Raw genomic sequence first — 17439 nt, forward strand, 5'->3', positions numbered from 1 at the left:
CCCAAGGACCACCACCATGAACTCCGCAACAAACACCATCCCGGGCATCACCCTCAATGACGGAAGCCGCATGCCGCAGCTGGGCTACGGAGTCTTCCAGGTTCCCGACGAACAGACCACCACAGCGGTGTCCACGGCGCTGGAAGCCGGGTACCGCAGCATCGACACCGCCGCCATCTACGGCAACGAGTCGGGGGTGGGCAGGGCGCTGGCCGCATCGGGACTGCCGCGCGAAGAACTCTTTGTCACCACCAAGCTCTGGCTGGCCGACCTGGGCAGGAATTCGACCCGTGACGGGCTGGCAGCAAGCCTGGACAAGCTGGGCCTGGACCACGTGGACCTGTACCTGATCCATTGGCCGGGCACCGACACCGAGAAGTACCTCGAATCCTGGCAGGTGCTGGAGGAACTGCGCGCCGAGGGGCTGACGCGGTCCATCGGAGTCTCCAACTTCCTGCCTCAACAGCTTGAGCGCGTCATCGGGCTCGGCGGCACGGTGCCGGCTGTCAACCAGGTGGAGCTGCACCCGTTCCTGCAGAACCGCGAGACCGCCGCGGTGAACCGCGCCCACGGCATCGCGACCGAGGCCTGGAGCCCGCTGGCCCAGGGCGCCGTGCTCGATGACCCGGCGGTGCTGGCCGCCGCGCACGCCCACGGGGTGGGCGCGGCCCAGGTCATCCTGCGCTGGCATCTGCAGCAGGGCAACGTGGTGATCCCGAAGTCGGTCACGGCCTCGCGCATGGCCTCGAACCTGGACCTGTTCGGCTTCGAGCTGGACACCGTCCAGCTCGCGGCGCTCGACGCGCTGGATCGCGACGGCCGCACCGGCCCGTTCCCGGGAACGTTCAACGGCTAAGTCCGCGCCCCACCACCACCTCATGAAGCGGCCGGGGTCCGCACTGCCCTCGAACCCGAAAGAGGCGATGCTGGAAACATGGAACCACTCTTGTTGGTGATCCCCGGATGCCCGAATTCCGGATCTGCCAAGGAACTCTTTGACACCGCGCTCGAGCTCGAGGGCATCCGGGCTCCGGCCACGGTGCGCGAAATCCGCACCGAGCACGAGGCCCACCTGCACGGATTCCACGGTTCGCCGAGCTTCAGCGTCGACGGCACCGACCTCTTTGGGTCCGCCTCTGAACCGGCCGTGTCGTGCCGTGTCTACCGAACCCCTGACCGGTTCGCGGGCCAGCCGACACTCGAGAACCTGCGGGGTGCCATCCGGGCATCGCTGCGGGCACCCGGGCCCACGGCCTAGCCCGGCCGCGGGGCACCGCCATGGATCAGGACCGGGCAGCCATCCTCGCCGGATACCGGCGCGCCGAGCAGCAGTTGCGGGCCAGGCTGGAACTTGCGGCCCCGGCCGAGTTGGAACGCCCCGGCACCGGCACCCGGTGGACCAACGAAGAGCTGCTTTTCCACATGGTCTTCGGCTACATGGTCGTACGTGCCCTGCTGCCGCTGGTCCGCGTCGTCGGCCGCCTGCCCCGTCCCTGGGGCAGGGCGTTTGCCGCTGCCCTGGATTCCGCCACCGTCCCCTTCGACCTCGTTGACTACTGGGGGTCCAGGGCCGCGGCACTTTTTACAACCGGCGCCGCATGGGCCGGAAGATGCATGGGACACTCGCGGCCCTGGGGCGGCGGCTCGAACGCTAAACCCCTGCCTCCCTGGCCGTTTCCATGCCGTTTCCGATCCGCCGGGCCCCGTTCTTCACCCGCGGCATGACCTTGCTCGAGGTGTACTCCTATCCCACGCTGCACTTCGACTTCCACGCCGCGCATCCGGATTTGCCTCCGCTGCCGCCAGCTGCTCCCGCCTGACCCGCCGCGGCTTCGGCATTCCCGGCGCACACGCGAAAGCCACCCGCATTCACGTTGGGACGCGCGAATGCGGGTGGCTTTGCTTCCAGGATCGTCCCGGGACGGCGGTGGAGCTATGCGTCGACGAGTTCCTTCTTGTCGTCGTCCGTGTCCCTGGTGCCCGGCGCCTGCGTGTCCGGGTTCTTCCCGGTCCAGGCGTGGCCCTGTTCGTTGTCCAGGTGCGTGGTCTTCTTGTTCTTCAGCGCGAAGATGTAGACCAGCAGCGAGATTCCGATGGCCACGGTGACGTAGGTGAAGAACAGATCCACGCGGTCGGCCTTCTGCAGCGCGGCGCCGATCAGCGGGACGGTTCCGCCGAAGAGCGAGTTGGCGATCGCGTAGCCCAGGCCCACGCCGAGGGCACGGATGGAGGCCGGGAACAGCTCGGCCTTCACCAGGGCATTGATCGAGGTGTAGCCACCGACAATGACCAGCCCGCCCATCATCAGCAGGAAGGCATAGACCGGGTTCTGGGTTCCGGCCAGCATCGACAGCAGCGGCCAGGTGAAGAGCACCCCGGTGATGCCGAACCAGAGCAGCAGCGGCTTGCGGCCGATCTTGTCCGAGATCATGCCGTAAACGGGCTGCAGCAGCATGAAGATGAACAGCGCCCAGAAGTTGATCAGCGAGGTCTGCGTCTTGGGGATGCCGGAGGTGTCATTCATGAACTTCAGGATGAAGTTGGTGTACGTGTAGAAGGCGACGGTGCCGCCCAGGGTGATGCCGATGCAGACCAGCAGCGGCTTCCAGTACTGGGTGAACAGCAGCTTCATCGTGCCCGGGCGTGCCTCGCCCGCGGCGAGTGGCTTGTTGGCCGCGGCAACCTGCTCCGCGGAAACCGTTTCCTCCATGGTGCGTCGCAGCCACAGGACCACCAGGGCGGCCACGCCGCCGATGGCAAACGGGATGCGCCAGCCCCACGCGGTGAGCGTCTCGTGGCTCATGGTGTTCTGCAGGATGACCAGCACCAGCAGGGCCAGCATCTGGCCGCCGATCAGGGTCACGTACTGGAAGGAGGAGAAGAACCCGCGGCGCTTGGAGGTCGCGGCCTCGGACATGTAGGTGGCGCTGGTGCCGTACTCCCCGCCCACCGAGAAGCCCTGCAACAGGCGCACGAAGACCAGCAGGACCATGGCCCACATGCCGATGGCTTCCTGGGTCGGCAGGATCGCGATGGCGAACGAGCCGGCGCTCATCATGGTCACCGACAAGGTCAGCGCGGCCTTGCGGCCGTGGCGGTCGGCGTAGCGGCCGAAGAACCAGGCGCCCACCGGGCGCATCAGGAACGAGGTGGCGAAGACGGCCATGGCCTCCAGGCCGGCCTGCAGCTCGTTGGTCGAGTTGAAGAAGTGCGACTGGAAGTACGCGGCGAACACCGTGTAGACGTAGAGGTCGAACCACTCCACGAGGTTTCCGGCCGAGCCCTTGAGGATGTTGCTCACGGCCTTGCGGGTCGCGGCCGCCTCAATCGGGTCCTTGACGCGAGCGCCGCGGCGCGGCGCCTTCTTCGTGTTGTCCAGGGCGGCTTGGCCCATGGGTGTTCCTCCTCTTGCGTTGGCGGCCCCCACAATGCATCGAGGGCCTCAACCAAGGTAGTCGCGCCACGGGCGACAGCCAACGCGAAAGCCAATTCCTAACGCTTCCTTAGGACTCTCCGGCGGGTCCCGGGATGGTCGCCAGCGGCCGGGAATCCGATGACGGCACGGCGGGAACCGCGAAGAAATGGTAATCTCCAAGACGGGCGCGCCACGCACATGACGGGCCCTCAGCACAACTTTTTTACGCCACAATCCACAAAGCCAAGGGAACCGGTCCATGGACGTACTCATCGTTGAGGATGACGACTCCATGGCCGCGGCGCTCACCGCGGCGGTGTCTTCCACCGGGCACGGTGCCGCGCGGGTGGCCCGCGGAACCGACGCGCTGCTGCGGCACCGCGACTTCGACGTGATCCTGCTGGATCTGGGGCTGCCGGACATGGACGGGCTCGAGGTGCTGCGCAAGCTGCGCCAGGTCACCGACGTCCCCATCCTGATCCTCACCGCCCGCGACGACGAACGCTCCGTGGTCCTCGGGCTGCGCTCGGGCGCCGACGACTACCTGATCAAGCCGGTCAAGCTCGTGGAACTGCTCGCCCGCATCGAGGCCGTTACCCGGCGTGCGATGCCCGCTTCCGGACGAAAGGACTCCCTGATCCGTCTCGGGGAACTGGCACTGGATACGGACCGGCGCGTGGTTCAGGTCAAGGGCGCGGAACTCGCGCTGACGCCTACCGAGTTCGATCTGCTGGCCCTGCTGGCGAAGAACGCCGGGTCGGTGGTGACCCGCGAACAGATCCTGGACACGCTGTGGGGAGACGCGTTCCTGGCCTCCTCGCGCTCGCTGGATGTGCACCTGACCGGGCTGCGCTCCAAGCTGGCGCTGCCCGGCTTCATCGTCAACGTCCGCGGCGTCGGGTACCGGATCGAAGCCGACCCGCAGTGAAGCTTCGTGTCCTGGGCGTGCTCAGCGTGCTGGCGCTGCTTCTGGTGCTGATCGTCTCCAACGTGATCCTCTCATCCGCGGGCCGCGAACTGACCTCCGCGTTGCAGATCAACCGTGCCGCCTCGCTGAACCGGATCGCCCAGGTCGCCTTCGATGCGGCGACCGATTCCGACACCACGGTGCTGCAGCGGGACATGGACACCTACTCCGGGCTCTACGACGAAGGACTGGTGGTGCGCCTGCAATCCGGCACGCTGGTCTCCGGCGGACTGGACCCCGAACGGCCCGATGTGCGCGACGCGCTGGCCCGGGCCTCGCTGAACCTCTCCGACACCGCACTGGACCCCGTCACTCCGCTTGGCTCCGGCACCGAGGTGATCTCCCGGTCCTTCGGGTCCGCCAGCCAGGTGCTGGGCGAGGCGGTGATGGAGGTGAACCTCGACGCGGCGCGGGCCAAGCTGCGCACCCGCTGGCTGGCCACCGGCGTTGCCGCCATCGCGCTGGCGACGTTGCTGTTGCTGCTTGCCGGACGGGTCACCGGCTGGGTGCTGCGTCCGGTGCAGCGCCTGGGAGCGGCGGTGCGCGAGCTCAAGGACACCGGGCGGACTTCCCGGCTCCCGGAGGCCGGGCCGCCGGAGCTGCGCGAGCTCTCCCGTTCCTTCACCGCCATGGCCGCAACGCTCGGTGAGGTCATCGAGTCCCAGCGCCAGCTCATCGCCGACACCTCCCACCACCTGCGCAACCCCGTCGGGGCGCTGCGCCTGCGCGTGGATTTGTTGTTGCTCAAGCTCAAGAACAAGGACGAGCGGGAAGCCGGGGCCGGGGTGCTGGCCGAGCTCGAGCGCGTCGAGGAGATCCTGGACTCGGTGCTGCGGCTCGCGGTGGCCGAGCACCGCGTGATCGAGGATTCGGCCGGCACGGCGCCCGGCGAGTTGGAGGCCCTGGTCCCCTCCGGGGTCAACGCCCTCGTGGTCCTGGCCGAGGAGGTCGACCGCGCCCGCCCCGCCGCGTCGAAGGCCGGCAACACCATCACCCTGGCCCCGGAACAGGACCCGGGCATCGAGATCGACTGCAACCGCATCGAGCTGGCCCAGATGCTCGGCGAACTGCTGAACAACGCCATCAAGTACGCCCCCGGCGCCGAGATCACCGCCGAGGTGCTCCAGGTGGGCTCGCGGATCATCGTGGAGATCGCCGACAACGGGCCGGGGCTGGCGCCGGCGCAGCTCGCCGCGGCCACCACCCGCTTCTGGCGCGCCCCGGAGCACGCCTCGATCCGCGGCACCGGGATGGGCATGACCATTGTGGACAAGCTTGCGACAGCCAACGGCGGCCACCTGGTCTTGGGCAGCAACAAGCCGCACGGGTTGCGCGCCCGAATCGTGTTCGATGCCGTTCTCCCCGGCCAAGGACAGCAGGACAGCCGATGAGCACCCATCCGCGCTTCTACGCCCCGCTGTCGCGGCGCACGCTGCTGCGCGCCGCGTTGGCCACCGGGGTCGCAGGCGTCCTGCCCCCGGCACTGGCTTCCTGCACCACCGGTCCGCACGCGGGCCCCATTGTGGTGGCCGGCGGGGAACCCGGTGGCTTCTACCTGGAATTCGCCACGCTGCTGGCCGATTCCCTGCAACGGCACCGGGTCTCCGAGTCCGCCACGGTGCTGTCCACCGGTGGCAGCCTCGACAACGTGCGCACGCTGCTGCGCGGCGAGGCCACGCTCGCGGTGGCCCTTGCAGATGCCGCGTCGCTGGAGGGCGGGCCGCAGAGCCGGAACCCCGGGCGCATCGCGGCGCTGGGCAAGGTGTATGAGAACTACGTCCACGCGGTGGTGCGCACGGACAGCGGCATCTCCACTCTGGCCGACCTGGCGGGGCGCACCGTGGCCGTGGGCCGGCCTGGCTCGGGCACCTCGCTGATCACCCCGCGGCTCTTCGAGGTCGCCGGGCTCGTCTCGGCCCCGGCCTCAAGCACCAAGTCCTCCGCGGCCACCACGGTGCGCAGCCTGGGACTCAACGACGGGATCGCTGCACTGTCCGCGGGCACCGTCGATGCCCTGTTCTGGTCCGGCGGGGTGCCCACCGCGGCCATCGCGAAGGCGCACGCCGAAACAGGCTTCGCGTTGCTGGATCTCTCCGCGCTGCTGCCGGGGCTGCGCCAAAGGTACGGGGCCTTCTACGACAAGGTACTGGTCCCGGCCGGAAGCTACGCGGGCATGGAGGCGGTGTGGACCGTCGGGGTCGCCAACCTGCTGCTGTGCCGCACAGACCTGGATGCCGCCACCGCCAAGGCCACTGTCAACCTGCTGGTGGGGCACGCCGACGAGCTGATCCCGCGCTCCAGCGTCGGGGTGCAGTTCCTCAGCGCCGATTCGCTGATCAACACCGCGGACATCCCGCTGCACCCGGCCGCCGCGGAAGCGTACCGGGCGCTGCACGGGTAACACCGACGGCCACCGACCTTCTCGTCGGGAAAGCTATATCGCTCGGTGCAGGCCTGCCCCGTCGGGACAAACGTGCACCGAGCGATGACCCTGGCCAGGCGGCGAGGAAGACGGAAGGGGCGAAAGCCCGGCTCCCGTCGAACCGCAGGCCAACGACGGCGGCATTGAACCCCGGGCGGAGAACTCCCAGCCGAACGGCGCGCTGGCCAACACCGGTGCCACCGTGGGAGTGATCGCCGGTGCCGGCGCACTGCTGGCTGCGGCCGGCGGGTTCCTGCTCTGGCGTCGCCACCGCGCAACGGCGGACAGCGCCGAGTAGGCGCACTCCACCAGCGCCAATGGTCCCGCGTCCCCACCACCGGTGGGAGCCGCGGGACGATTGCTTGTGACGGGTGGGCCTCCTGATCAATCGATGAGCGTTGCCGTGTGGATGACGCCAGGGGAAGGAGCGACCGGCCAATGGCACCGCGCAACAGCTTGGCCTCGGCCAGGACCACCCCCGCTGCGATGCACGGACCGCGCTTTGGAGCACTTCCTAGGTGTGGGACGGGTCCGGCTTCGGGCTCGCGTCCGCACTGTCTTCGACGGGCTCCGATCCGCCTTCCTTGGCCTCCCGGATCCGTGGATCCTTGGGTACTTCGCCATGCGGCGGGCGGTCATAGAACTTCTTATATCGTTCGTCCTCGTGGTGGTTGTTGCCCATGGAGTGCCTCCCGGAAAGGTTCTGTTACCTCCACGGTTGCACCGGCATCGCTTCTTGGCAACAGGTTGTTCGCGGGGCCAGCCATGGGGTCACCGGGTGTAGACGATTTCCACTCGCCGGTTTGCCGCAAAGATCGAGGGCTCCTTCGGGTCCTCGCGAACCGCCGGCACGGTGGAGGCCAGTCCCTTGACCTTCAGCGTCAAGTCCTTGCGCTCCACCTACAGGAGAGCTGCAACCGCACTGGCCCGGTCGGTGGACAGCCTCTTGTTGCCCCCTTCGGGATCTTGTTCGCGAGCGCACCCAGCCGAGCTCCGGCGGCGGAGGGGAGCTTGGAGCCGTCTGGCGTGAACAAGATGTCGGTGGACAGGCTGATCGTTGTTTCCCCCGCTTTCGTGGCCACCAGTTCGACCGCCTTGACCAAACGGTCGGCGGCCCAGACGCGGATGCTGCCCCGGCCCCAGGAGCGCACTGACCTGTCCAGTTGCACCCTGGTCGGCTCGGGCAGTTCCCGGGGGCTGTCGTAGGACGCCTGGGCCGGGAGACCTTGCAGGCCCAGTGACGCCGCAAGGAGCGCGGCGATCGCGGCACGCGTGAAAGTGCCGCTCATCGTCCCACCGGCACGTCGGGGAATTGGGCCATCGCGTCGAGCCCGCGCAAGCCAATAGCTTCGTTGTCGTTTTCCGGCGCTGCGTAGCCCCCCACCAAATGACCGGTTCGTGGTTCGTCGTCTCGGTGTGCACCCGGTCCGTCGCCCAGGTGTAAACGGACCCGGTTGGCAGCGAATATTCCTTGAGGTTTTCCCTGTCGGCCACCCTCGGATTGAACGTCACGTTTCCGGTCATGTCGTAAACGGAAATGGCCTCGGAATCGCTGACCGAGGCGAAGTCCGAAGTGAACACCAGCTTCAGGACCATCGTCTTTCCCTCGACCACCAGGGACTGGACGCCGAAGGTCGCCTTGTCGTCCTGGGAGCCTGGAATCTTGTACTCCTGCTTGGCAATCACCGCCCCGGTAGCGACCGACACGACGCGATCCGGCGCGCCTTCGCCCACAGCGGCGGCCTCAACCGGCGAATTGGCGACCGCGGAGGCAGGCGCCTGCTTCTGCGCGCTTCATCCGGCCAGCAATGCGGTGGCCACCACGCCGGCGAAAATCAGGGAAGGGACAGCTCTCATGACTTTCCAGGTGATGTATCGGCGAGACCTCGGTTCCCGCCATGGGCTCGGGGATCAACCATCAATTGTTTCGGATTCCCATGTCAAAGACTATTTAGGACATCCCGGGTCCAGTCCCTGGACCGTCAGCCCGCGGGGATCGCCTGGTTTGGGCATTGCGAGGTGAGGGTTCGTTTGATCCCTTCCTGCTCGGACTTGGTCATCCACAATCCGTGTTTGGCCTTCACCGCGGTCTGGAGTGCCACGTAGGAACAGCGAAACGACTTGTTCGGCGGCAACCACGTGGCCGCATCGGAATCGCCCTTGGAGGCATTCGACGGACCATCAACCGCCAAGAGGTTTAGCGGATCGTTGGCAAAGGCCACCCGCTGCTCTTCGGTCATCTTTTGCGCACCCTTTTGCCAGGCATCGGACAGCGCTACGACGTGGTCGATCTGGACCTTGGTGCTGGTCCCCTGGCCGCGCACGAAATCGATGTGCTTTCCGGTAAACGGGTCTGCGAGCACTCCGCTGGTGATGACGCAGCCGTTGGTTCCCGGCTTCGCCTCTATCCCTGTCAGGTCACGACGCAGCATGTCGTTGCGGGCATCGCAGCCATTGCGGTCCGGATCCTTCCAACCGCTGCCGAACAAGCTTCGCTCGTAACCTGTCTTCGGTGCCCTGCCCTTGACCTGGATGCCCGCAAGTTGGTGCAGCGTCGTGCCGGTCTTGGCTTGGCTGGAGTTTTCGTTGCCGGAAGATGAGGGCGGTGCCGCAGAAGTGGGTGTAGATTCCTGCGACGGCTCGGCCGGAACCTGGGCCTCTTCGGCTGACGGTTCGGGCTCGGGTATGGCAACGGTTGCTGTTGCCTCCGGTGTGGGTTCCTCCGACCAAACCACCAAGGGCTCCGCGGTTGGAGCCTCCGACCAGATGACCGGCGCAGCAACAGCCGTGGTCTCGACGCCAGTTCCCGTGCAAGATACCAACACCAAGCCGAGAGCCAAGATCATCCCCGAAAGAAAGACGGCAGATCCGGTCCTGTTGCTGGGTTTCGGATTCCTCTTGGTCGTGGAACCAGCCGGTGTCGACGTTTCGTTGTTACTCACACGCGACGCCGTCGCCGTCGCGGTCCAGTTTGCGGCTGTATCCCGGTTCACCCCTATGGATCGGGGCAGCTCCGGCGTTCCTCACCGCGGTGCAGTTCTTGTAATAGGCACTGGCGGGACTCTTCCGAACCTCAGCCTCGGCAATCTTCTTCTTGCGGGCCCTTTCTGCGGCCAGGGCGGCCTTGGCGTCGGCTGCCTTCTTGGCCTTTGCGGCTGCCGCAGCTTTCGCCTTCTTGGCGTCGGCGGCTTCCTTGGTCTTCGCCGCTGCCGCAGCTTCCGCCGCCTTGGCCTGCTCGGCTTCCTTCGCCTTGGCTGCCGCTGCCTCCTCCAGCTTCTTGTTGGCTTCGGCTTCGAGGGCCACCGCACGGTCGGCCTCGACACGATCATGGCCCTCTTGGTCGACCCAGACAAGGGCGCCGGTTGAATCCTCGTCGCAATAATTGTTGTCATTGCCCTGGGTCATGACCTGGTAGTCGAATTCGCAGGACTTGCCGATGAAGCTCGCGAGGTCCGCCTGGAACGTCTCGGCCACCGCAGGTTCCTCGAGCAACGCCTCCGGGCCTGCAGTGCCCTCGGTGCCGCTCAATGCACCGCCTGCCATCGTCAGGACCAGTGCCGCACCGGCGACCCCGGCCCCGAACTTTCGATTCGGGATCCTTGCCCATTTGATGCCGTTGGCCAAGAAAGCCACGATCCCAAGGACCAGGGCAATGAATCCGGCAAGCATCATCAACCCCGGCAGCGCCCCGGCGATGCCCAACAGGATCAGGACCGCAACGGCAATCCCCAACCAAATCCAACGCACGTTCTTCCGCCGTTTCAACGGCAGCGATTCATTATTCCAGCTCACGATTTCCCCAAAGCTTCAACTATTCCAACCAATAGCCAAACCATAGCCACTAATGAATGGAAGGTCACTTCTTACTTCGTGTTGCTGGCCTCCGATTCACCCAAACGTCGGGTGACAGCAATGAATGCGATGGGCGCGCACCGATTGTGACCCCTTGACGTAATCTGCCGAAGGCCGGAAAGCGCAAGATACGCTCCGCGGCCTTCGGTTGAGTTGCCCGGCATCGTCAGCGGACCACGCGATCGAATCCGGCGCTGCCGGTACCGGTCCACCGATACAGCTCCAGGGTTGCGGCTTCCTGCTTGTGCCCGCTGGAATGGTCGTCGAAGTCGCGCGCTACGTAGAAGTAGCCGTGTCCGACCGGCTCGATGCCGACATCCGACTTGAACTCCCAGCCAAAGATGCCGGTGGATTCATCGGGAATCCCGGCCTGGACCAACGAAAGCAGAAGCCCGCTCTCATTGCCAGACTGCCCGTTGATCGCCCCCTCGGTCGGAGTTTCGGTGCCGTCCACGACATACAGGGTGCGGTTTGGGTAGCCGGGCTTCGAACCGCGGTAGACCCCGAGATACCAGTTCTTGCCGGCCTCGTCGTAGGCGAGGTTCTGGACACCGAAGTTGGTGTTTCCGGTGTGCACGAAGAACTTTCCATCCACCTCGGCCGGTCCCGAGGAGTGCGGATCCTGCTGGGTCAGCGGTCGTTCGAACTTGCCCCAGCGGGAGACGTCGTACTGCAGAATGACCTGGTGGTTGTTGTCCTCGCGCTGGTTGTTCCGGTAGATCCCGTAGGCGACCATCAATTGTTGCTTGCCGTTGGCGGCGCCGAAGGCCGGTCCGAAGGAAACCCCGTCGATGCCGCTGGAACAATAGCGGTGGTCGGCGGTGTTGGCGGTGTCTCCATCAAAGATCCCGTTGCCGTCCAGGTCCGCGGTGAAGTCCTTGACGACTTCCTCCAGATAGACGGCGGTGACGATGCCCGAATTCTCCGCGTCCATGCCGATCTCGGTGATCTTCTCGACGTCGAAGATTGCCATGTAGAAGGACTCGGCGGCCTTGTATTCGAGCGAACCGTAGACGCGGCCGTCCTGGGTGTTGAAGTCCAGGTCGCCCAGATGGCCGGTGAAGCCCTCGACAGTTCCCACGATGTTGCCATCCAGGTCGGTCTTCACAAGCATGTTGGTGAACGAGTGGTAGACGAAACCGCCCTTTTCATCGATGGCGATGCCCTGGATGTGCCCGGCGTCCCAGGATCCGGAGTCGATGGTCGTCGGGTACCGGTCGATGGCTTTTTCCGGTGCCGCATGTACGGGCGGTCCTTGTGGATCGGGGGTGCCGGTGGCCAGTGCCGTGCTCGGAGCAACGAGCCCGGCGAGCAGGCCAAGAGCCAGGCAGAGTGCGGCGGTCGTGCGCATGGGCTTTTGCGGCATGTCGTGGATGTCCTTCGGTTCGTTGGGCAGGCGCGGCCAGGGCGCCCCAACACCCACGTGTTCTCCACCTTGTCGCACCAGACCCAACGCTTCCCCGGCGTGACGTTAACCGGTGGCGAACTTCAAGTGTCCGTCCCGAAGTGGTTCAGCCCACGCCCGGGGATTCCGTTTCCACCCCGGCCCAGCGCAGCACCCGCAACGCGCGCAAGGTGTTCCAGCGGCTCGGCTCCCCCTCGGGCGCATCGACATCGAGGTAGACATCCCCTGGCCAGGTGACCCCGGCCGCCCAGGGCCCGTCCGCACCGCGACGGGAGGCCAGCGACTCGATGGCGGGTTCCAGCCGCGCGTCGAAGGTTCCGCCCGCATCCCGGAAATAGTCCAGGGCGCGCAGCACGTCGTAGAACCAGTACGGCGGGAAGGAAAAGTTCAGGTAGCGCCCGTTGGCAACATCCCCGGTGGAAAGCCTGCGGAAGAGCGAACGGGCCAGCAGGTATTCCTCGCCGCGGGAGCGGGCCTCGGCGAGCACCGCCGGCACCTCGCCCACCGCGCGTTCGTGTTCGAGCAGTCCTTCCAGCACACAGAGCGTGGTATCGAAGGAGGAGACGGTGGAGGACTCTGGGGCCTCGCAATTCCAGCCGCCGTCGGGGAGCTGCTCGGCCAGCAGCCGGGCGGTGATGCGCTCGGGCCCCTCGCCGGTTTTCCCGAAGTAGGCGCCTTGGGAGAGCACGCCGCCGTTGATGCAGGGTTCGACCTCGCCGTGGAAGTAGGGCAGGTTGTCCCAGTATTTCCACTTCACCGATTCGTGGACGCGATCCACCGCGGCTTGCACGCCCGGGTCTGCGGGGTCGGCACCAAGCCGGCGCAGCAGCGCGAGCGACCAAAACACGGAGCGGCGGTCCTGGTCCCCGCCGTATTCGTCGTTGTTCCAGTAGCCTCGCGCATCCTGCAGCGCCAGCACCCGTGCTCCATGCCCCTCGAGAGCGACGCGGGCCCGTTCCCGGTCCACCTCCGCGCCGGGCCTGTCCAACAGGTCGCGCATGACCTGCCAGCGGAGGGATGGATCGGAGTCGAGCAACCAGGTCGCGATGTCCATTCCCCCATTCTTGCGTGCCTGCGGCACCGGCACCAGTGTCAGGAGAGCACGTCCTTGCTGGCGAACCTGCCGTAGGCCAGGGCCCCGAAGACCAGCAGGTACCCGCCCTGCAGCAGAGCGTTCTGCCCGAATTCGGTCCAGCGGATCGGGTCGCGCAACAGGTCGGCGAAGCCGAGCCAATGGTGGGTGAACAACCACGGATGCAGCCAGTCAAGCTGCGGCAGCTGGCCCAGGATCTGCGCGGCCACGGCAAGCACCGCGATCGCGGCCATGGCACCGACCGGCACATCGGTCAGCGTGGAGATGAACAGGCCCACGGCGGTCAAGCCGATCAACGACACCGCCACGTACAGCGCGATCAACCCCACGCGCAGCAGGGCCGCCGGCGCGGAAATGGTGGTTCCGGACAGCAGCGTCACAGGCCCCACGGGAAAGAGCAAGGATCCGATGCCCAGCCCGCACACCGCGACCATGACGGTGGCCGAGAGGCAGAAGAGCACCGCGACGGTGAACTTGACCAGCAGCAGGCGCGGGCGCGAGACCGGGGCGGTGAGCAGGTAGCGCAGCGTGCCGCTCCCGGCTTCCCCGGCGATGGTGTCCCCGGCAACCACGGCCACGGTCAGCGGCAGGAAGAGCGGGATGCACACCAGCAGCCCGGTGATCGCGACGAACAATCCGTTTCCGGCAACCCTGTCCAGGAACGCCGGTCCGCGGCCGGTGGGAGGACCCGAGGTCAGGCGCACCGCGACGGCGATGAGTACCGGCACCGCACCCAGTGCCAGCAGCATCGCCCAGGTGCGGCGGCGCCGGTACAGCAGGATGACTTCGTTGGCCAGCAATCCCCTACTGGACAAGGTCGAATCCCTCCCCGGTCAGCGCCACGAAGCGTTCCTCCAAGCTCGCCGGCTGGACCGTGAATCCGCGCACGCGCACCCCGGCCGCCACGAGCCCCTCGACCAGGCGCTCGGGTTCCGGGGTCTCCGGGCCCAGGACCGCACCCACGATCCCGTCCTCCCCGCCGGGCAGCGGTTCGATGTGCGGGTCCAGGCCCAGCCGGGACAGCACCGCCATGGCCACGGACGTGTCCGGCGTCGCCACCTTCACCCCGCGCCGGCCTTGGGCCCGCAACTGCTCCAGGGTTCCCTGGGCCACCAGGTTCCCCGCGCTCATCACCGCCACGTGGCTGCACATCTGCTCGATCTCGGAGAGCAGGTGGCTGGAGACGAAAACCGTGGTCCCTTCCTCGGCAAGCGCGCTGATCAGGTGCCTGACCTCGCGGGTCCCCTGCGGGTCCAGGCCGTTGGTCGGTTCGTCTAGCACCAGCAGTTCACGTTCGCGCAGCAGCGCGTTGGCAATCCCGAGGCGCTGCTTCATCCCCAGCGAGTAGGCGTGCACCGGAACTCTCGCGGACTTGCCCAGCCCGACCTTCTCGAGTGCCGCATCCACGCGGCGGGTCCTGGTGGAGCGGTCGGTGGTGGAATCGGCGGAATCGAGGCGGGTCAGGTTGGCCCGTCCGCTGAGGAAAAGGTGGAAGGCCGGGCCCTCGACCAGGGCACCCACCTTCGGCAGCACCTCGCCGGCGGCTGCGGGCATGGGTTGGGAGAGCACGGACATGGTTCCGCTGCTGGGGGTCGCAAGGCCCAGCAGCATACGGATGGTGGTGGTCTTGCCGGATCCGTTGGGTCCCAGGAACCCGAAGACGGAGCCGCGCGGCACGGCCAAATCGAGGTTGTTGACCGCGCGGCGTTTCCCGAAACTCTTGCCCAAGCCAGTGGTGTGGATGGCGAGGTCGCCGGTGTCCGACACCCCGGTCACTGGCCTTTGGCCGCGGCCTGCAGCCGGGCCAGCGAGACCGGGCCGATGACCATGCGCCCGTCTTGGGTGAGCAGGACGTTGAACAGCGAGGTGTGCAGCAACCTGCCGCCCTCCACCGGGGTTGCCAGCTGGTTCAGCATGGCGTTGCCGGACAGCTCCTTGGGGACTTCCTTGGCCGGGACCACGACCACGGTGTCCCATCCGGTGCCCTTGATGGAGCCTGGGAGCTGCATCGCTTGCTTCTTGCCGGGCTTGGTTGCATCGAGGCGGTGGCCCAGTTGCTTGCCCGGCTTGGCGTTGCCGGGTTTGTGGCCCAACTTGTTGCCGCGATTGGCGGCGTCGGGATTGTGGCCGGGATTGTGCTTAAGTGCCTGCGGCGGGACCTTGTGTTCGTTCACCTTGGCCCCCGCTGGAGGTGTGAACTCAAAGAGGTTGGCCGCTGGCGTGCCCGGGGTGAAGCTCGTGAACCCCACGGATACTGCGGGGTTCGTTTGGCCCACGGCGTCCACCACGACCTGCAGTGGCGCCCCGGTGGCCGCGTCGACCCCGATGCTCACCTTAGCAACCAGGGAGTCGTCGCTGTGCGGAACCAATTCGAGGGTGTAGGCATCGCGGTTGGCAATCCGGGGCCCTTCGGCCACTCTCATGTCGGTGCTTGGCCCCATGGCTGCCAGGAGCTTATCCGCCACGGCTCCTGGCGTCGGCGGCATCGTCGCATGCTTCAACGCGGCCTTGTTGGGGAACCCGGGAACCACGAGGTGCTCCGCAGTGTTGTTTGCGGAGTCGTAATGCCACAGCGAAGAACCGTTGCGGATGAAATTCTGTTCATCCATGCCGTCGAGCACCTGGATTCGTGCCTTGTCGGGTCCATCGATGTAGACCTGGGCCTCATGTGTGCCGGAGAGTGCTGCGAGCACGTCCAGCAGGTTGGCTTCGTCAGGAGCCGTTGTTGAATCGGGCGCGGCAGAAGCCCCGGGGCCCGGGGTCGTCATCGTGCCGTTGCTTCCCAGGTCCGGCAGCTGGGGCATCCCGAGGTCAAGGGTTGTGCTCGTGCTTCCGGAGAAGTCGGTGACCTTGGAACCGGCGATCATCTGCAGGACCTGTTGCGGCGTCTTGGGCTCGAGCTGCACCTGCGCGTCGGCAGAGATCGAGGCGCCGATGGCGAAGGCCGCAATGACTGCGGGCGCCAGCACGGCAGGTATCCATTTCTTGAGCACAGCGGGTTTCATGATCTTCGATCCGATTCAGGCGGCGTGGTATCTCCACGGTACGCCGGAGCCGGGGGCTTGGCGATGGCCTATGGCCTGCCATGACCTGCCAACACGCTGTGTCCTTGCCCGGAGACGGGCGGATCATTTCGTTGCCGGACCCGCCCGCCCGTGGACTTGCCTAGGCGGCGAGCAACGCGTCGATCTGTCCCATGGCCAGGCCCATGCCTTCTTCCATGCCCATCTTGACCATTTCTTCGAGCTGCTCCGCGCTCTCGAACGAGGAAACCGTGCTCATCCGGGTGGTCCCGCCGTTTTGCTCCAGGGTCACTACGCAGAGGGTGCTGCCGAGGAATCCGCTGGGTTCCCCGTCGTCCCCGGCGAATCCGTCCTCGAATTCAAAGCCCCTGGGTCCATCCAGCGCGATGATCTTCCACCAGCCACGCGCTTTTTCCCCGTCGGGTCCGGTCATGTACTACCGGGATTCCCCGCCGGCGACCATTTCGTGGCGCACGAACGTTGCCGGCCAGGTGGGAGGGCCCCACCAGCGTTCGAGTTGGCGCGGGTCTGCCCAGATTTGCCAGACCCGATCGATGTCGGCGGGAAATTCCGCGACGAATGTCAGGGTGAGGTTTTCCGTGTCCTTGTGGGTGCGGATGACACTCATGGTTCCGTTCCTTCCAGTTGGTTGGAGAGTATCTCCCCAATGCGGTTTGCCCGCTCGCGCCAGATGTCTTCGTAGGCTTCCAGCAGCCGCGCTGCACGGCGCAGTGATTCGGGATTGGCTTGCACGATTTGCTCCCGACCGCGTCGTTGCTTGGCAATCAGCGAGGCTCGTTCGAGCACGGCCACGTGCTTTTGCACGGCCGCAAAGCTCATCGCATAGCGCTTCGCCAGTTCGGAGACCGACTGTTCCCGGAGCATTGCTTGCTTGATGATGTCGCGCCGGGTTGCATCCGCCATGGCTTGGAAGATGCGGTCGATCTCGGATTCACTCAGTTCATGTACAACCATTTGGTTGTAGATTACTCCGCCCGGATACCCCATGCAATGGGTCGGGCCGCATTTTTTCGAGTTCCCCGCCGGACATCCCTGCCCAAGCCGCACCACCGGATAAACCCCGAAATCAGCTTGCGGCGACCCCAAGTCCAGGGTGCTGCGTTTCCAAATTTCTGGCTCTACTGACTCTTCCGTGGGTCATCCCCGTCCCGGGAGTACCGGTTTCCGGCCTCCGAGGCTGAGCATCGCCAGGCCGATGAGGGCTTCGGGTGCTTTGAATCCGAAGGCCACCCGGGTGATGA

At 66.2% G+C, this 17439-nt stretch carries 18 protein-coding genes and 1 pseudogene; 8 read left to right on the forward strand and 11 right to left on the reverse strand.

What is annotated here, in order from left to right:
* The first annotated feature begins 16 nt into the window (after window positions 1–16).
* From DQ353_RS18735 to DQ353_RS18745, 3 genes are all read left to right on the forward strand, one after another.
* On the forward strand, window positions 17–856 hold the full coding sequence (locus DQ353_RS18735; RefSeq protein ID WP_113764707.1) for an aldo/keto reductase: 840 nt from the start codon (window positions 17–19) through the stop codon (window positions 854–856).
* A gap of 78 nt (window positions 857–934) precedes the next feature.
* Window positions 935–1258 (forward strand): hypothetical protein, encoded by a 324-nt coding sequence (locus DQ353_RS18740; protein ID WP_113764708.1) that lies wholly within the window; start codon window positions 935–937, stop codon window positions 1256–1258.
* Window positions 1259–1278: 20 nt separating this feature from the next.
* Window positions 1279–1725 (forward strand): hypothetical protein, encoded by a 447-nt coding sequence (locus DQ353_RS18745; protein ID WP_286166911.1) that lies wholly within the window; start codon window positions 1279–1281, stop codon window positions 1723–1725.
* A 208-nt stretch (window positions 1726–1933) separates the two neighbouring features.
* On the opposite strand, the gene DQ353_RS18750 is transcribed toward DQ353_RS18745, so the two are convergent.
* Window positions 1934–3394, reverse strand: coding sequence for an MFS transporter (locus DQ353_RS18750; RefSeq protein ID WP_113764709.1), 1461 nt, complete (start codon window positions 3392–3394; stop codon window positions 1934–1936).
* A 280-nt stretch (window positions 3395–3674) separates the two neighbouring features.
* Between DQ353_RS18750 and DQ353_RS18755 the strand changes: the two genes are divergently transcribed.
* From DQ353_RS18755 to DQ353_RS18770, 4 genes are all read left to right on the forward strand, one after another.
* The gene (locus tag DQ353_RS18755; protein WP_113764710.1) at window positions 3675–4343 is read left to right on the forward strand and encodes a response regulator transcription factor; all 669 of its coding nucleotides are present in this window, start codon (window positions 3675–3677) and stop codon (window positions 4341–4343) included.
* Window positions 4340–5773 (forward strand): sensor histidine kinase, encoded by a 1434-nt coding sequence (locus DQ353_RS18760; protein ID WP_113764711.1) that lies wholly within the window; start codon window positions 4340–4342, stop codon window positions 5771–5773. Before DQ353_RS18755 ends, DQ353_RS18760 begins: the two co-directional genes overlap by 4 nt.
* On the forward strand, window positions 5770–6783 hold the full coding sequence (locus tag DQ353_RS18765) for a TAXI family TRAP transporter solute-binding subunit (protein ID WP_113764712.1): 1014 nt from the start codon (window positions 5770–5772) through the stop codon (window positions 6781–6783). The genes DQ353_RS18760 and DQ353_RS18765 overlap by 4 nt, the downstream gene beginning before the upstream one ends.
* A gap of 202 nt (window positions 6784–6985) precedes the next feature.
* Window positions 6986–7102, forward strand: a complete 117-nt coding sequence (locus tag DQ353_RS18770; RefSeq protein ID WP_286166917.1) for an LPXTG cell wall anchor domain-containing protein — start codon at window positions 6986–6988, stop codon at window positions 7100–7102.
* Window positions 7103–7318: 216 nt separating this feature from the next.
* On the opposite strand, the gene DQ353_RS21850 is transcribed toward DQ353_RS18770, so the two are convergent.
* The gene (locus DQ353_RS21850; protein ID WP_181578499.1) at window positions 7319–7486 is read right to left on the reverse strand and encodes a hypothetical protein; all 168 of its coding nucleotides are present in this window, start codon (window positions 7484–7486) and stop codon (window positions 7319–7321) included.
* A gap of 344 nt (window positions 7487–7830) precedes the next feature.
* Between DQ353_RS21850 and DQ353_RS21430 the strand changes: the two genes are divergently transcribed.
* Entirely contained in the window at window positions 7831–8010 is a 180-nt protein-coding gene (locus DQ353_RS21430) for a hypothetical protein (protein ID WP_146755335.1), read from the forward strand.
* Window positions 8011–8786: 776 nt separating this feature from the next.
* On the opposite strand, the gene DQ353_RS18780 is transcribed toward DQ353_RS21430, so the two are convergent.
* The 9 genes and pseudogenes from DQ353_RS18780 to DQ353_RS18815 all read right to left on the reverse strand — a co-directional run bounded on the left by DQ353_RS18780 (window position 8787) and on the right by DQ353_RS18815 (window position 17152).
* Window positions 8787–9797 carry an HNH endonuclease family protein gene (locus DQ353_RS18780; RefSeq protein ID WP_286166912.1) on the reverse strand — a complete coding sequence of 337 codons (1011 nt, stop codon included), beginning with the start codon at window positions 9795–9797 and terminating at the stop codon, window positions 8787–8789.
* The gene (locus tag DQ353_RS18785) at window positions 9739–10596 is read right to left on the reverse strand and encodes an excalibur calcium-binding domain-containing protein (RefSeq protein WP_286166913.1); all 858 of its coding nucleotides are present in this window, start codon (window positions 10594–10596) and stop codon (window positions 9739–9741) included. The genes DQ353_RS18780 and DQ353_RS18785 overlap by 59 nt, the downstream gene beginning before the upstream one ends.
* Before the next feature lie 226 nt (window positions 10597–10822).
* The gene (locus tag DQ353_RS18790) at window positions 10823–12079 is read right to left on the reverse strand and encodes a hypothetical protein (protein ID WP_113764716.1); all 1257 of its coding nucleotides are present in this window, start codon (window positions 12077–12079) and stop codon (window positions 10823–10825) included.
* A gap of 88 nt (window positions 12080–12167) precedes the next feature.
* Window positions 12168–13115, reverse strand: a complete 948-nt coding sequence (locus DQ353_RS18795) for a hypothetical protein (RefSeq protein ID WP_113764717.1) — start codon at window positions 13113–13115, stop codon at window positions 12168–12170.
* A gap of 38 nt (window positions 13116–13153) precedes the next feature.
* Complete coding sequence (locus DQ353_RS18800) at window positions 13154–13969, reverse strand: ABC transporter permease (RefSeq protein WP_286166914.1); 816 nt, start codon at window positions 13967–13969, stop codon at window positions 13154–13156.
* Window positions 13959–14930 (reverse strand): ABC transporter ATP-binding protein, encoded by a 972-nt coding sequence (locus DQ353_RS18805; RefSeq protein ID WP_502696414.1) that lies wholly within the window; start codon window positions 14928–14930, stop codon window positions 13959–13961. The genes DQ353_RS18800 and DQ353_RS18805 overlap by 11 nt, the downstream gene beginning before the upstream one ends.
* The gene (locus tag DQ353_RS22425) at window positions 14927–16159 is read right to left on the reverse strand and encodes a LolA family protein (RefSeq protein WP_286166916.1); all 1233 of its coding nucleotides are present in this window, start codon (window positions 16157–16159) and stop codon (window positions 14927–14929) included. Before DQ353_RS22425 ends, DQ353_RS18805 begins: the two co-directional genes overlap by 4 nt.
* 160 nt (window positions 16160–16319) lie before the next feature.
* A pseudogene (locus DQ353_RS18810) lies at window positions 16320–16805 on the reverse strand (SRPBCC family protein).
* The gene (locus DQ353_RS18815) at window positions 16802–17152 is read right to left on the reverse strand and encodes an ArsR/SmtB family transcription factor (protein ID WP_113764722.1); all 351 of its coding nucleotides are present in this window, start codon (window positions 17150–17152) and stop codon (window positions 16802–16804) included. Before DQ353_RS18815 ends, DQ353_RS18810 begins: the two are co-directional and overlap by 4 nt.
* Window positions 17153–17439: the final 287 nt, after the last annotated feature.

Origin of the sequence: Arthrobacter sp. AQ5-05 (assembly GCF_003287975.1) — a bacterium.
Lineage (GTDB): Bacteria > Actinomycetota > Actinomycetes > Actinomycetales > Micrococcaceae > Paeniglutamicibacter.